This window comes from Mesorhizobium sp. L103C119B0 (genome assembly GCF_000502235.1).
Classification (GTDB): domain Bacteria; phylum Pseudomonadota; class Alphaproteobacteria; order Rhizobiales; family Rhizobiaceae; genus Mesorhizobium.
Window position 1 is genome coordinate 35944 of the sequence record NZ_AYXE01000003.1, and the last position, 15597, is coordinate 51540.

The 15597-nt window shown below is 59.2% G+C and carries 12 protein-coding genes and 3 pseudogenes; 3 read left to right on the plus strand and 12 right to left on the minus strand.

Annotation, left to right across the window (positions count from 1 at the left end; all coding sequences use genetic code 11):
• Positions 1-740: 740 nt before the first annotated feature.
• From X728_RS161195 to X728_RS1000000170080, 4 genes are all read right to left on the minus strand, one after another.
• Positions 741-2744, minus strand: coding sequence for a class I tRNA ligase family protein (locus tag X728_RS161195; RefSeq protein WP_023830733.1), 2004 nt, complete (start codon positions 2742-2744; stop codon positions 741-743).
• 324 nt (positions 2745-3068) lie between these two features.
• Complete coding sequence (locus tag X728_RS161190; protein WP_023743348.1) at positions 3069-3848, minus strand: phytanoyl-CoA dioxygenase family protein; 780 nt, start codon at positions 3846-3848, stop codon at positions 3069-3071.
• A 496-nt stretch (positions 3849-4344) separates the two neighbouring features.
• Positions 4345-5676, minus strand: coding sequence for a lysine N(6)-hydroxylase/L-ornithine N(5)-oxygenase family protein (locus X728_RS161185; RefSeq protein WP_348625625.1), 1332 nt, complete (start codon positions 5674-5676; stop codon positions 4345-4347).
• A 219-nt stretch (positions 5677-5895) separates the two neighbouring features.
• Complete coding sequence (locus X728_RS1000000170080; protein WP_155923920.1) at positions 5896-6045, minus strand: hypothetical protein; 150 nt, start codon at positions 6043-6045, stop codon at positions 5896-5898.
• A gap of 1156 nt (positions 6046-7201) precedes the next feature.
• Here X728_RS1000000170080 and X728_RS01000000166250 point away from each other — a divergent pair.
• A pseudogene (locus X728_RS01000000166250) lies at positions 7202-9288 on the plus strand (prolyl oligopeptidase family serine peptidase).
• Positions 9289-9461: 173 nt separating this feature from the next.
• A complete protein-coding gene (locus tag X728_RS161180; protein ID WP_023830735.1) occupies positions 9462-10157 on the plus strand; it encodes an OmpW family protein in 696 nt (231 codons plus the stop codon).
• 674 nt (positions 10158-10831) lie between these two features.
• Here the strand turns inward: X728_RS161180 and X728_RS161175 are convergent.
• Positions 10832-11050: a helix-turn-helix transcriptional regulator gene (locus X728_RS161175; protein ID WP_023830737.1), complete on the minus strand. Its 219-nt coding sequence runs from the start codon at positions 11048-11050 to the stop codon at positions 10832-10834.
• A 148-nt stretch (positions 11051-11198) separates the two neighbouring features.
• Here X728_RS161175 and X728_RS161170 point away from each other — a divergent pair, with 148 nt between their 5' ends.
• Positions 11199-11450, plus strand: coding sequence for a DUF2285 domain-containing protein (locus X728_RS161170; protein ID WP_031194854.1), 252 nt, complete (start codon positions 11199-11201; stop codon positions 11448-11450).
• Between the two features lie 26 nt (positions 11451-11476).
• Here X728_RS161170 and X728_RS1000000172210 read toward each other — a convergent pair whose 3' ends face one another.
• The 7 genes and pseudogenes from X728_RS1000000172210 to X728_RS1000000167640 all read right to left on the minus strand — a co-directional run bounded on the left by X728_RS1000000172210 (position 11477) and on the right by X728_RS1000000167640 (position 15348).
• Positions 11477-11575 (minus strand): DUF2285 domain-containing protein, encoded by a 99-nt coding sequence (locus X728_RS1000000172210; protein ID WP_348625629.1) that lies wholly within the window; start codon positions 11573-11575, stop codon positions 11477-11479.
• A gap of 53 nt (positions 11576-11628) precedes the next feature.
• A pseudogene (locus tag X728_RS1000000172215) lies at positions 11629-11898 on the minus strand (DUF2285 domain-containing protein); the annotation flags it as partial.
• Between the two features lie 145 nt (positions 11899-12043).
• Positions 12044-12274: a DUF6499 domain-containing protein gene (locus X728_RS1000000167630; protein WP_155923921.1), complete on the minus strand. Its 231-nt coding sequence runs from the start codon at positions 12272-12274 to the stop codon at positions 12044-12046.
• Positions 12275-12312: 38 nt separating this feature from the next.
• Positions 12313-12944: pseudogene (locus X728_RS01000000166260) on the minus strand (acyl-homoserine-lactone synthase).
• Between the two features lie 92 nt (positions 12945-13036).
• Complete coding sequence (locus tag X728_RS161165) at positions 13037-13756, minus strand: LuxR family transcriptional regulator (RefSeq protein ID WP_023830740.1); 720 nt, start codon at positions 13754-13756, stop codon at positions 13037-13039.
• 576 nt (positions 13757-14332) lie between these two features.
• Positions 14333-14671 carry a hypothetical protein gene (locus X728_RS1000000167635; RefSeq protein WP_023830742.1) on the minus strand — a complete coding sequence of 113 codons (339 nt, stop codon included), beginning with the start codon at positions 14669-14671 and terminating at the stop codon, positions 14333-14335.
• A gap of 314 nt (positions 14672-14985) precedes the next feature.
• Positions 14986-15348: a hypothetical protein gene (locus X728_RS1000000167640; protein ID WP_023830743.1), complete on the minus strand. Its 363-nt coding sequence runs from the start codon at positions 15346-15348 to the stop codon at positions 14986-14988.
• Positions 15349-15597 lie beyond the last annotated feature (249 nt).

A 15597-nucleotide genomic window follows, 5' to 3' on the forward strand; every position in this document is an offset into this window, starting at 1 on the left:
CAGGGTCACAGGCCGAGTACCTAGTGAGCGATCCCCAAACATGTAAATTGTAGAATCGCTCCTCGATTAGGGCCGTCATACCGGAGCAAACACGCAATCTGAGGAGCACCCTAATAATTTAGGCATCTATCTCTCCCACGACAAGCGTCTGCATTTTCGGCGAAGACCTCGTGAATGTTAAGGAGGATACGCTTGCGATTTGGCATCCCTCGCCGAATACTTCAGGCGAAGGGCTGTGCGTTGCGCGGGTCTGATTGGAAGCTTGTGCACCATGCTGGTGAACGCTGGTTGTGAGCAATACCGGTTTCGGACCCGAATTTGAAGCTGCTACATTCCGATTGTCAGTTCAGTTGTTCTTCGGCTGAATGCCGCGCCGGTACAGTCTCGGACAGAATAGAAGATATCATCACGCAGGCATTCGCGTTCACATTGGTGATCGGCGCACGCTCCAGGCGCCAGGTTGACCAAGCGGGTCGAATCGCATGACAGCCTTGACCCGCTGGAGGACGGAATCCCGATGCCGCAGAGGTTGGTCAGCGCAGTCGAGCCCTCACGGCATTGCGGCACGAACAGCAAGGGCTGGGAAGCGACCGGCCGAGCGGTCCTCGAAGCCGCGGGCCAGGGTTGTCGACGACGCGCTGGTTCAGGTCGCCCCAGTGACAGCATATTTGGCATGGTCGGCTTTGGTTGCCGCGCAGATCTGGTCGAGATTGGGACAGCTCACTGGTGCACCTTTGGGCTCATAGTGCTTCCTCCTCATCGAGGTGAGGATTGCCGGACTTGGCGTAGAACACCAACACGGGTCTGAGATCAAAGCGCGTCCCGGGTGCGAGGCGCTGGACGGACCGGGGCCATGTTTCGGTTGAGACGCCATCGATGCCTCGCGCCAGCGTTCTGGCGAATCGGGGCATCAGCGGAGCGACTGTCGGTGCCATGATCGCAGCGGCCGTCGTCTGAAGGGCTAGCGAAGTTCGATTGCGGGCGGGGTAGAAACATCGCGCAGCCGCATAGTCTCGCGCCCGACGGTAGATCACGCAATCGCGCACGAAATCGCAGGCCTGAGCGGCCGCACGCCGGACCGAGAAGCCTTCGTCTGAATATGCCCGCTCCATCGCCGCGCGATAGATCTCTATCCGAGCAAAGAAGGCGCGGTCGACTGGGCTCCAGTCGCCTGCATCGGGTACATGGCCGGCAAAATCCTGCTTGATTTCCTGGTCCAACGCATCAAGCCAGTTCAGCCAAATCCCTTGGAAGACCTCCTTCTCGGTGCGGCGCAGCCCGTCCAGCGTGAAATCCGTCCGCTCCCCTTCCGGGCGTGTCAGGCCCAAATGGAGGCGCACGACGTCGACTGTCTTTGGGCTCAGAACGTCCTTGCCCCAGACCGCGTGGCGGCAACTGGTTGAAAACTTCTTGCCGTCGAGCAGGTAGAACTCGTTTACGTGATAGTGGATGCGCGGCGTCCAGTGGGAGAAGACCTCGGCGTAAAGAGCGGGGTAGAGTAGCGCGTGGTAGAACGAATTGTCGAAGCCGAAGAAATGGACAATCTGCCAATCGCTGCCGGGCATCTCCGCATTCCAGTCGCGACCCAGCGAGCGGCCGAGCGCCTGGATGTTGTAAAGAAAACCGAAGGCCATCTCCGGCCAGACCCAGATCACTTGCCCCGGGAACCCTTCGGCCGGCAGGCCCCATTCCGAGGGGTGGGTAATGGGTACTGAAAATTTGCCGCGTTGGCGTAGGCGCGCGAAGAGATCCAAGATGCGTAGCGGGACGCCTGATGCCCTTAGATGCCGGTCGATATTGTCGTAGCAGCGGTCCAAGGCAAGTTCCGGACGGCGGAGGGAGCCGACCAGCGGCGCTTCGGCAGACTGCCGTGACCGCGCTGCACCCAGGTCGTGGCAAAGGTTTGGGGCGCCGCATTCCTCGCAGATGTTGCCGGCGGCGGAGCCGCCGCAATCGGGGCAGAGGCCTTTAACATCCGGCTCATAAAGATAGTGGCCTGTCACAGCATCGAAAAGCGCAGGGCTCTGGCGCAGATCTACCGCCGTGCTGCTCAGAAGAGTTCGGAAACACGCGGCTTGAAATTCGCGGTAACCGTCATCGCCCATTGTGGCTTGGAAGCTGTGGACGTCACAATCGAGAAGTGCAAGCGTGGCGCGAATCTCGTCGGAGTAGTAGCGCGCCACGTTTGCAGGCGTCCATTGATCGGTAGCGGCGCGTGTCGCGACGTAGCTCTGGTAATCGTCGCTTCCGGTCAGGTGATACGCCTCGACTCCTTTCATGCGCAGGAAACGGGTATAGACGTCGGCGCCGAAATAGGGGCCAGAAAGATGCCCCAGATGCAGATCGCCATTTGGCGTTGGCGGCGCGGAGAAGACGAAGGTCGGCCCGCGTGGAGCCGTGGTCTTTGCAGCGGCATCAAGGGCGGCCTCGCCGTCTCGCCAGTAGACATCGACGAAATCCAGGTCTTTGTTCCCGTCATTGCGCAGCACATGCGCTTCAAAAGGATGGAACAGGACGACGTCGCCGGCCTCGACCGAGATTTCCCCAAGGTCGGTGGTGGCCTTGCCCGCACCGGACAGGACCACGAAGGCCTCGATTTCGTCGTGCCGATGGGGCTCGGATGTGACCCCGGGTCCAACCTTTCCGAACGAAAACCCCGTGCGAGCACTGCCCGTTCCAAGCGTGGCCGTGTCGATACCGAACGCTCGCGACAGCTCCGTTCGAGAAAACGTGTATTTGCGCATGACAACGAACCTAAGCTGTTGAAGAGTGGGACGGACCTTCGGCTGCCAACGAACAGCCTCAAGTGCACTTCATGGAGAGAAACGGCAGCCCGACCCGTTGGCGGCCCGGCCAGGATAGTGCAGCTCTGGGCCGGCAGGCGGGCGACCAAGGGGGGCGCTAGGTCGGGCTGTAGGCACACAGAAGGCCGCCTGTGACCCCTCCACAATCCACGTGCCAAAGCGTCCGATGCTCCGCTAGCCCGCAAATCAGACCGCCATACCGTCCGCGCATTTCGTGAGCGGTCGATCAGTTTCGTGTGCATGCCTCCGCCTGGCTGCGTGAGCTCAATCGCGATAGAAGATGCCATTTGGGGGCTTGAGATTGTCGAGATCGGCCACTTTGCCCTCGGGCGGGTTAAGGGCGCGCTTAAGCACGTTATATTCAGCGCGGGTCGGCCCACCGGTTGAGGCACGCTGGAACACCAAGTAGAGTGTCCGCCGAGAGCGATTGCTTTTGTTCGGTCGTGAGTAGTGCGGTGCGTAATCGTCGAAGATGAAGATGTCGCCAGCCTTCCATACTACGGGTTCCCAGGAGAACGTTTCGGCGACTTGAGGATCGATCACCCCACCGGCATCCATGGGGAACACCCCCTTCTTGTGGTTGCCGGGGCTGAAGAAAAGCCCGCCGTTTTCCGGGTCGGAGTCGTCGATGCCTATGGCAACCACCGCATGGACCATCCGGTCGGGGAGTTTGTGTGGAATGTGATAAATGTCCTGATGCGGGAGATAGCCGCCGCTGTCGGGGTAGTGGAAAATAAGCAACTCCTTGAGCCTGCGCGAATCTTCTCCAAGCAAATCATCGACTGCTGACTTTATGCGCTGATCTGCTAATAGCAAACGACGCAATGGATCATGGTAGTCGAGAAAATTCTCGATCTTGGATATGATCTTTCGATTGTCCGTCGTCTTCTCGAACCACATGAGCCATTTATCATCGCTGACGTCCCAGCGTGACACATCTTCGACAAAATCAGAGATATCTTCCTGAGCCGCTGGCGCAAAGAAACTTTCGAGCCTGACGTATCCGTCTTTCTGCCACTTGTCTCTTTGTGTATCAGTCAACATGCGAAAAGCCTCCTGTTGGAAAGACTGGTTGGTCGGACCCCAATTAGGGCAGTCGGGCGCTGGCTAGTTGCGGTCCACGGAGACGCCCACGCATGTGGGACGGCGATGCTAAGTGCGTTCCGCTCCGACGGATTTTGTCCGGTGAAGCTCGGCGCGAAACTGCCTATGTCATGCTCGGCCGGGTCCAGAGCTTCGGTAAACTGGGCCGGATCAACCGCTTCACCCGGTCCAGCCACGACACGCATCACTAAAGGCCGGCACCATCCGCTGACCGCCGACCCAGCCATAGCCGCCAAGACCACGGCGCTCTTTCGAGTGCGCGACCTGGTACGGCCTTGACAACGGTAGGGGAAATGCACGCCCCCAGAATAATGCGATGCGCCGCTTGGTCCAAGAACTTGTTCGGTCACGATGATTTCGGAGAAGCCTCCGGCCTTCGCAGCGGACGCGGACGTCATTCCCAGGATGCCACCGCCGATGATCAGAAGTTTACGAGTCATATCCCGCTGCCCATTTCTTCGGCTACGGGGGCGGGCCAGCTCTCGATCGAGGTATGGCTGATGAAGCCAGGATGCTCGGGGTTCGCGCATGGCGCGCGCCCAAGAAGGCTATCGAGGATGCGGCGCGCGCGCCAGGCCAGCAGGCTTAGGTTCGGATCGGCCAGGCCGCGCTGCCCGAGGCTCGCATTTTGTACGAAGATGCGGCTGTCACGCGGTCCGTCCCAGCTCACCGAAAAGTCCTCGCGAATAGCTAATTCATTGTCGATATGCTCCAGCCGGTGCGCGATAGGTTCCAAGAAGTCTGGGATCGCGTTCTCGTAACCGGTGGCCAGCACGACGATATCAGCCCTGACTTCTTCGACCTCGACCATGCCGTGCTGCAGGGTCAGCCTGTGACCCGCGCCGGCGTTGATGCAGTGCGAGACGGTGCAGCCCGGCCGCAGTGTGATGTCGGATCGGTTTGGCTCGAAAAATGCGTGGCGGTACAGCGCCTGATAGATCGCGCGCAACGTGCTTTCTGAAATGCCGTCCGAAGCAAGCACGAAACGCCGCAGGAGCAGCTTACGCTGCGACTCGCTCATCGCCGCGAAGCGATCCGAAAAGCAGGGCATGAACAACTCGTTTGTGAACGGGCTGTTGTCCAGAGGCAGATAGTTTTCGCGCTGCGAGACCCAAGTGATCGAGGCAGGCCGCCGTTCGTTCGGCAGGCCGACAAGGTGCAACATCACCTCGGCTCCCGACTGGCCTCCGCCGACAACGCAGACATGCTTTCTCCGCACCTCAGGGTGGATGTGCAGTAAAACCGATGAGTGGAACAGGTTGCGTCCAATCCAGCCCTGAAATTGAGGCGGAATTTGCGCCTGCTTGCCAATGCCGACCACAACGTTTCTGGCGCCGAGAACCGCCTTATCCGTCCGCACCCGAAACTCGCCGTCAAAGCGGATTTCGCGCACTGTCTCGCCGCCACGCACAAGTGGGTTCCTGTGGAAGACCCAGTTCAGATATTGTTCGAACTCCACTCTGAGCACGGCTTCGAACTGTGCGTTCAGGAAGTGATACAGACGCCCGTTCTCGTGCAGGAAGTTTACGAAAGTGTAGGCTGATCGCGGATTCACCAGAGTGACCAGGTCCTTGAAGTGGCTGACCTGGAGCTCCGAGGAATCGAATGCGATGCCTGGATGCCAGCGGAAGTCGACCTGCCGATCCAGGAACACTGCCCCTTTCCCAACTTGCTCGTGTATCTGACACGCAAGGCTCAAATTGGACGGGCCAGCACCGATCCCAACGCAAGATAACTCCACCTGCTTCCTCCTATAGCGTCTTCCCACTAGGCGGCTTGTTCGCGGCGAATATCGGCCATAGCCATTAGCCTCCGCTCACGGACTTCGAGCCCCGGTCCCGACCGGGCTTGCGAGAATTTGTCCTGCGCGTTCGGGTCTTCGCATGTGGACCCGCGCATTCCAGCGCGGTGACAATCGACGGGTCATGCCGGCGACGTGGGGCAACGACGTTTGTCCTTTCCGCCCGTCTGGATGCCCCCCTCGCCGTCACGCGAGGAGCTTTCCAGGCCCACTAAGGTGTTTGAAGCCGGTGCAATCGCCTGCCTCGACCATGACGCGCCGGCCTTTCGGCGGTTTGATGGCAGGCGAGAGCGCGGTTTTCGCTGGGGCGAAGGCATTTTCGGTGCGCATGATCATGGACGACCTCTCGCTGATGCGTTCGCAGAAACCCGTGCATGGGCCGTGCCAGAGAAGGAAAACCTTATTAAGTAATGGGTTGGTGGATTTACGATCCTGTCGGAAATCCGACATTGAGGGGAACGCCTACCGGCGGCGCCCGATTTGCACGTCGATGTCGCCTTTTCCGAATAGCTAATCGGGCACCTTCTGCACCAGAATACTTCTCTTATGGAGCCCAGCACGAAGCCTTCATGAACGGACAGTGCAGAACCCTGTGTCTCTGCCGGACAGATCGCGATATGCCTTGTCCATCGAGGTCGGCAGTTGCAAGAGCTGCCAGATCCTTCGCCCTATTGTGCCGTTGCACTGGCTCGATCCCGACATCCTCGGAGGCCGCGATCATGAAGAGTGACGCAATCTCATGTCCGCCGCGAGGCCTCTCTAAATGGAGAAGCAATTCTCTATGTCGGTGTCGGATCGATGCTCTTGATGAGATGTGATGGGCCCATGCCCAGACCTGAGCGCATCAATGATTTGCGCGATATGGGAGCTTAACCAACTGGATTGTCGAATCTCTGTAAAGATAGCCGGAAGACAATTGCGTTCTACCACTCTGCCGGTTCCAAAAGCGGATGCGCCATTCGGCCCCTGCGACTCAATCCAGGCAAAGGGATGAGGCCGCAAAGCAGTCTTTTGCGCGCCGACCCGTGGGCCAGGATGAGCTATCGTAAACGCAGTTGTTCGATGATCGCCGCCGCGGAGTCCCGCGCCCGACACCGGCGACGTAGTGGTCGTCGATCGCCCCGTCGCCGATGTCGATCCGAAGCTCGGCCAGTTTCGCGGTGAGCTTCACTGCTTATTCCGCAGTGCCCACCGAGCTGGCACAGGAGGTTCTATCAGGCGGTCACGGCTGCATTCGTTGTCGGATCTCCGACGATGTCGGACATGAGACACGACGCCATCAGGGTGATCGCATTGTTATGAAATGATTTTCTCATTTGGCACGACACCTGCAACGCAGTCCGCAAAACGCGCTGCGGCACGGACAGAGGAGAAATCATCCCATGATCATGCGCGCCGAACATGCGGTCGCAGCCGCGAAAACTGAGCTTTCCCGGGACGGAAGACTTTGCGCCTGTTTTCGAGGCGACATCACTCTTCGGGTTATCCGGACATGACCGCATTCAATTTCCGGCCAACGCTGAATGCTCCCGACGATAATCCCTATCTTTGGCTCGAAGATGTAGAAGGCGAACGGGCACTTGACTGGGCCGCCAGCCAGTCGGCCAGAACCCTGGGGCACTTCGGCGTAACGCAGTTCGATCGCGACCGCGACGCCCTGACAGCGATCTTCGACCGTCCTGACAAGATTCCCTTGATCACCCGCCGCGGCCCGTACCTCTACAATTTCTGGCAAGATGTCGGAAATCCGCGCGGACTGTGGCGCCGGGCCACCCTTGCCGCCTACATGAAAGTGGATCCCCATTGGGAGCTACTGCTCGATCTGGACGCCCTCGCCGCTAGCGACAGAGAGGACTGGATCTGGCGCGGCGCGTCCCTTGAGCCGGAGAGACGGGAAAGAGCCGTTCTGGGCCTGTCGCGCGGCGGCATAGAGGCGGTCGTGCATCGCGAATTCGATCTGGAGTCTCTTAGCTTCGTCGCCGACGGTTTCAACCTCGCGGAGGCCAAGGGCGGGGTCAATTGGCTCGACCCTGACACGCTTCTGCTTTCCAGTGCGCTTGGTGATGGCATGGCCACCCGCTCCGGCTACGCGCGCACCGTGCGGCTGTGGAAGCGTGGCGCGGATCCGCTCACCGCGCCGGTAATCTTCGAGACCGGTTCCGAATCCCTCGGCGTGTCCGGCCATCTGGACCGCACCGCCGAGAGCGAGCGCCTTTTGTTCATCGAGCGGCCGGCCTCCTTCGAGAAGATCGGCCGAATGGGCGACAGGAGCGGGCCGAAGATGCGGATCGACCTTCTTCGGGACGCCTCGTGGAGCGGCTTCGGCGACTGGCTGGCGGTAAAGCCGCGCAAGCCGTGGACAGTGGGAGGGATGACCCATGCCGCGGACGCGCTGATCGGCATCTCGCTTTCCTCCTTCATCGCCGGCGAGCGCAGTTTTGCCATCCTCTTCGAACCAGGCGACAGGCGCTCCCTGCAGTCATTCTTCTGGAATAACGGGAAGCTCATTATCTCACACCTCGTCAACCTCGATCCGCGTTTCGAGATGTTCACCCCCGACCGCCAGGAATGGACGCGCGGAGCGCTGGACACCGTGCCCGCCGAAGGGACTGTTCACCTCGTGTCGCTCGATGCGGAACGTCACGAGACCAATGGAGAGGTCCTCATTTCGGCTCAGGACCCGATCACGCCGCGGAAGCTTCTCCTATTCGACCTCAATGCCGCGGCGCCTCTCGGCGCTCCAGTAATCCTGAAGCGCAACCCGGAGAATTTCGACGCATCCGGGCTGGTGGTCACGCGCCACGAGGCAGTCTCGACCGATGGTGAGATGATCCCCTATACGCAGGTCGGTCCGACGAACGGGAACGGGGATGCCCCGATTCATCTCACCGCCTACGGCGGGTTCGGCGTATCGCGCCTGCCCCACTCCAACTCCTCGCTCGGTAAGCTGTGGCTCGAACGCGGCGGCACGTGCGTGGTGGCCAACATCCGGGGCGGCGGAGAGTTCGGCACCCGTTGGCACGAGGCCGGGCGCAGGGACGGCAAGCGTCTCGCCCATGACGATTTGGCCGCCGTTGCCGCCGACCTCGTGCGAAGGGGCATTAAGCCAAGGCGGATTGCCGCCGAGGGCGGCTCAAATGGCGGCCTTCTGATCGCCAATATGCTTACCCGCTATCCTGAGCGTTTCGGCGCGCTGTACTGCACAATGCCGCTTATCGATATGCGCCGCTACACCAAGCTTTTGGCGGGCGCGAGCTGGATTGACGAATATGGCGATCCCGACAAGCCGGAGGACTGGACTTTCCTCAGCGACATCTCCGCCTACCACGCCGCGATGCTGGGAGAGCCCTACCCGCCGATCCTGATCACCACCACAAAGCGGACGACCGCGTCCACCCGGGCCATGCGCGCAAGATGGCCGCAAAGCTGCAGGCTCTTGGCTATCCCGCTTACTTCTACGAGCCCGGCGCTGGCGGGCACAGCTACAGCAAGGACAATCGGGGGCGGGCCGCGTTCATTGCCCTGGGTAACAATTTCCTTCGCAGTGCGATCGGCTGGCAAACCGATGTCGGTCGATAGATGACCGGGGCCAACACGAGCAACTTTTCAATAGTGAGTACAGATTGCTGATCGCGAGCACGGCGCAAATAATGTGTGCATAGTTTCACGCAGATGCGCCGTTAATCTCAAGCAGTCCAACAGGGTTTTTCATAGTGCAATCCATCATTTCTGAAGAGCAAGGAGAGAATATCATGGCGAGAAAGCAAACGGGCGTGGCGCGGGGAGCAACAGCGGCCGTCGTCCTCATGGTGGTGGGACAGCAAGCCGTCGCGGCCGACCTTGTGCAAGCCCCGAGCGTCCCGCAGGCAGGAACCTCGGTCACAAAAGAGCCAAGTCCTTGGCAAATCCGCCTGCGTGGGTTGGGGGTCATCACTGAGGATTCGGGCTACGTCAATGCGGTGCCCGGCTCCGGTCTTTCCTATTCGAACACGGTGATCCCGGAGCTCGATATCTCCTATTTCTTCACGGACAACATCGCCGCCGAACTCGTACTCGGCACCACCTATGCCAACATCTACGGCCAAGGAACGATCGGCGGGTTGGGCAACATCGGCAAGGTTTGGCTGCTGCCGCCCACGCTCACATTGCAGTATCATTTTACCGATTTCGGCGCCTTCAAGCCCTATGTCGGTGGCGGCGTAAACTACACGATCTTCTATAACCAGGATGCCGGCAGCGCCGATGCTCTCAAGGTTAAGAACACGTTCGGCGCCGCGCTGCAGGTCGGGTTCGACTACATGGTGGATCAGCACTGGGGCGTCAACTTCGACGTGAAGAAGCTCTTCCTGAAACCAGACTTCGACGTCACTGAGGACGGCGCGAAGCTGACGGGGAAGGCCGCGCTCGATCCCTGGTTGATAGGCGCAGGTGTCACCTACCGCTTCTGATAACGAAGGCGAATGCGGCTTGCTTGATAGCCGATCTGAAATGAAGGGCGCCTCGTGCGCCCTTTTTTTTGCCATCGGCCCTACACAGGCGACCCAGATCATTCGAGGAGGCGGCCTTTTGCCCGTGGGCGAAGAAGTGTCCGAAATCGGAGGAACGTTCTGATCAATTTTATCGATGACCATCCGACACATAGCAGCCGATCGTGGGGCCACACTTGAGTAAGCCGTTGTCGAGGGGGCGGCTTCCCCGCTTCCACCGGACCACGAAGAGTCCCCTGGTCAACGGGGCCTCGACTAAGGCCTAAAGTGCTTAGACTCACCTTGGAGCAGGATGGCTTTGCCGTTGCTGATGGAGTGCTCCGGATAGCACTCCTTGCCGACATCATTTCCCCGGACGTCATGTCTGAGCTTGTGCGCCTGTTGGATCATTGCGGGCTTACTACAGCTGGCCTGCCACGGAACTTTCATCCGGTGGCGATTAGAACCTCGGTCGTTTTAATTGCCATGGGTTGGGCTCTTTGTGGCTCCCGATGCAAGCATATGGCTGAGGACTGCCTGAGCTTGCCGAAGAAAAGCCGGCTCGGTTCACGACCACCCGGTGCGCGTCGTCAGGCGTGCGAGCGCCGTCAAGAGCTGGCTGGATTTTCGGCTTCCGCCGAAGCCGATCGCGAATGCTATACCTTGCGCGGTGGTTTTATTAGCTCGCAGGGGTCAACGCTGAATGCCTCCGCAAGTCGTCCGAGCACGCTGACGCTTGCGGAGACGCGGGCACGCTCGATCGAGCCCACATAGCGCATGCTAAGGTCCGCGCGTGCAGCCAACTCTTCCTGCGTCAGATCTTGTTCATGGCGCAAGCGACGCATGTTGATCGCCATGACCTCTTTGAGATCCACAGCGAGATAGGCGCTGAAAAGGAATTATCGTTCTAGGAATGATCGTTCCTATTCTTTATAGTTTGGCCTCCTGTCGGAGAAGATGCTCAGCCGGGCCGCAACCGGCCGACCGCCACCATCTACTCACATCAAACAGGCAAGAGCGCAAATGAAGCCAAACATCATGGACGAAGTCCCCTGGTCGGAAAGCCTCACGAGCTACGACAGGGAGCATTTCACCATTTACCTGCGGATCCTGGACGCCTGTGCCGACAATGCCAGCGTAGAAGAGATGGCCGATCTCATTCTGGGCATCGACCCGGCTCTTGAGCCGGTACGGGCTCGCAAGGTTTTTCGCAGTCATCTCGACCGTGCGAACTGGATGGTGACGACCGGCTACAAGGAAATTTTCGCCGGCTGACGCACAGCGCGGACTGTGATGCTTTCTCAGACGAGGAAGTCTCGATAGCCACCATTCATGAGCGCGTGGCCACGGGTGACGGCGCGGCGGATGCGGTCGCGCAGGTGATCGCGAGGATCTTCCAGTCGGCATGGACGCGGCCTTGACCGATCAGCGCTTCAGCGATTTCGCGATGTGACGCTCCGGCGAGCGATCCGTCGAGCGCACGAAGAACGAAGGTCAATCGGGGGCCGCGTTTGTCGGGCGGAAACAAGCGTGTGGGCATTTGTCCGTGCGCACAGAGGGCATTGAGACACTCGAGTGCCCACAGGCGATGCTTCGAAAGTGCTGCCGGCCAGATCGCCTCGGCGCGCAGGTAAACAGGCCGCAGGATGTCCGGACCCGAGACAGCGAGCTGGAGACTGCGATGCGCATTGCGAAGAAGAACATGCTGGCTCTTGTCGGGCATCAGCAGGACTGTCGCACGACATGACAACGCCGCCAGATCGAAAGGCGACGTCGTCGACAATGTGGACAGCTGTTCCGCAATGATCGGCAACACATGTGCGCACCGACGCGGACACCAGAACACGGCCGCACTGCTCCCATAAGCCTCAGCGAAACAAAACACCCCAGCGCGACAGGTCGCCGGCCGACGCGATCACCTCGACGGGCGCGCTACGCGACAAATTGTTGGCCCGCTGGAGCGCAGCGAGCAGATCCCGCTGGAATGCCGGGTTGCGTCTCAGAAACTCCCAGGCCCAGCCCCGCACCGTCAAATGAGCGGTGTAGTCGTACGATCTTTCGTCCCACCAGTCTGGCGTAACGTCTGTCGCAACGGGCATGACGGTACTCCCCTGCCCGCCCCCGTTGCGTGGAAAGATCATGCCACCCGCCGAAGCACTGGCGACCATAGCACCGGACCGCCAAGCCGCCGTTTTGTCGAACCACCTGCAATATTTCATTCGACACTTCGAGATAGCCGGCCAGCGCGCGGGTGACGCCGATCGTTTTGCGGCTCGCCGATTCGCTCAAGCGGCCGGCCGGCGCGCCGAAGGATGCGCTCCAAACGCAAATCGGTGACTGTCACGATGCGGCTGAGCTGGCGCGACAGACCGAACTCGATCATGCCGGCGAAGAGTTCGTAGGTACCGAGAGCAATACCCCCGCTCCCTTCGGTGCGGACGAAGCTATGTCGAGCGCGAAGCGGCTGCTTTCCCAGATGCGCGAGTCCTCGGGCGCGGTCTTGCCCTCCAACAGCATCGGAAACGTGTCGCGAAGCATTGTCCGGCCTGTAGAGGGCAAAAGGCGCACGCAACCAGCGACTCGAGCGTCGAAACTATGGAGCAGCAGGTAGTGAGGTCTCAGCACGTCAAAGGTATCAATCTCATACCCGCCATTCACTCCCACGTTCCAATTGAGACGTTCCTTGAAGACGCGGTAACGCAGGCGATGCATTGCATGCAGTTCGTCGGCAAAGTCATCGTAGCAGTCGGGCGCAATCAGCTGGATCATCGAAGGCCTCCTCGCCGGGATATCTCCCCGCTATTGGAGGCGAATCTTCACGATCTGGCAGCCTGTGCAGTTGCGCAGGTGAGGCTGACTTGTCATTGAAGCGAAAAACCTGAACGGGCGAGACGCGTAATCGCCTGTCTGGTGGTCGTCAATCCAAGCTTTCGGCGAGCGTTGCCCAGATGAAACGCGGCTGTGTGCCGCGTGATCCCAACGATACAGCCGATATCGCGGGCCGACTTGCCCTTCGCGGACCATTGCAAGCATTCGTATTCGCGCGGCGTCAGCGACACACCGTCCACCATTCGATTGCCCGAAAGCCTGCTGCGAACGAACATATGAAAACTGGTCGCGATGAACGGGAGACCTTGTTCATAGCGTTCCTCGACTCGGAAAAATGCAGTATCGGGCTTATCAGCGGCAAAGGTCATCGCCGCAAAATTCCCTCGGAGATCTATGATCGGGATCGTCACGCCGCAGCAGATGCCGAACTGCGCCGCTTCTTCGAAAACCTGAGCCCCTGAAGCCTCGCTGCCCTTCAGATCGGATCCCCATCGAAACGGGCATCCACCACAGCGTGCACGCACAATGACCGGGTCGACACTCTGGTACCGGTTTTCAAGATAGCGCGATGTCCAGTGCGCCGGATAGTTCGAGATCAGCGTGGGCTTGCCATCAGACCGCATTGGCAAGGATAGGTAGGCAAAAGCGAGTAGATCGAGTTCCGAAGCTACATCGACTAGGGCACCGCGAAGATCGGCCTCCTCGACGCTTTTTGAAAGCCGTTCCAAAAATCTCTCGAAGACATTCTGCATGTCTACCCTTTTCAGCTCCTTCCCTTGACTCTCCGGCAACGTGTCACGTGAAAGGTGGCGCGGCAGCGAAGGTCCCTGACGCTCTTGCGAGAGCATTGCCGCAAACTGCGCCAGCCGGCGTCAATGGCTCAGGCATTCGCAAAAGTGAAGTGCTTGCATATGATCCACGCGGTCCTAATCGGGATGGTACCCGCCAACCGGATCTCAAAATACCCTGCCTCGCTGTAGACGCTGCGAGCCGGCCTAAGGATATCTCTCGCGGTTCGGCCGTCCACGTGAAGGGCTCCATTCTTGCCTGCACGGTCGTGACGACTGGATCCATGATCTTGTAGATGTTCCCATTCACTCGTCGATACCGCGTAGGTCGGCACTGGCCAGTTGTTAAGGCATGGCAGTCAAGGCCGAGCTCGTGGACCGCACCGATAGTTGCTTGTTTCAACTTGTTCGACATCGCCTCTCTTGCCAGCGACGAGATATCGGACAGCTTCTGGAACCAGGTTCTTAGACATTGCAGAAATTCGTCTTCTCCATCAGTGCCGGATCTCTTCCCGCGGGTTATTCGCCACGGCGTGTTCCTCAGTTTGCGTACAACATCTCGTAGTATTCTGCGAAGATACGATCGCGGCCGAGATAAAACATAACTTCGAGGTCAGCCAGCATCTGTGGCGACAGCTTTGCGTTCACTGCAGCAATGACCTCCGCAAGCATTACCATACGTCCTCGCATCGCTTCGATTCTTCCAGGCGCAAAATGGTCTAGCTCCTGACCTTCGGACCGCCCCTCCCGTTTCGGATGCAATTGCCGCCACTGCTGCACGATTCCGACGATGTCTTCGTCGGAGACATGCACAAGCGAACTCTCCATACCGAGGATCGATCGCATCTCCCGGTTCTCCTGAATGCGATCGAGTGCCATGGAGAACGCCCGATTGTTCGAAACGCTGCCTGATGAGGGTCTTCCGGTCATCGAAAGCTGCAGTGCTCCACAGGTCACGCCGCGGCATGAGTTGCGCGATTGCCAGGAGATCCCGTCTTGAACAACGTTTGGTGTGAGATCCCGTAGCGTGTTCGCTCACTCAGGAAGTCGACGGTGCGGTACTGACGGTCGCTGATCAGAGGTTGAAGGTCCATCATACTTGCCCGAATAAGTTGCAAATTCGCCAGCGCGTAGTTTGCCAGACTCGGATCGTTCTCCCGGTTACGATGATGGCAATTCCTGGCCGTCAGAGTCTATGCGCGATACGCTCTCGACGAACGGTTCAAGTGTGCAGCAATGGTCTTTGAGAGCTTTTCGTCCCCGATTGCGCTAAAGTGGAGACGCTCCCAATAGGCCTTGATGTTGTGATCACGCTTGCGCCCGCTGCCATTGACCACGCCGGCTTGGAAAAGCCGATCGGTAGCGAATTTTAAGGCAAGTTCGATCGCGTGCCGCGCGTTGTACAGGATCGGCAGCACCAAGGTGTCGCGCTTGCCGAACATCTGTTTTTTTATGATCGCGTCCGCAAATTCGATCGCAACCTCGATATATCCCTCAACATAATTCTCTTCTTCACCCTGTCTGCCTATGCAGGCGTTCCAATCCGGATCTCCCACCAATCCTGAAGAAGGGATCGTTAGCGTAGGGTTGTTCAGTCATCGTTCACCCGCTAAGAGTTCGGTCCGGTGCTTATCGCCTCCCCACGCCAAGAATGACTGGGTTGGGGTGTCTTTCTTGTCGGCTGCATTGATGCGAACATCTCATCTTCTGGCTTGGCGGCGCAGGTGGGTGTAGGTCGAGGAACTGCGTCAAGGTCTGCTTGGGCGCGGCACGACCTGCGTCATTGATGTGTCAATGTCTGCTAT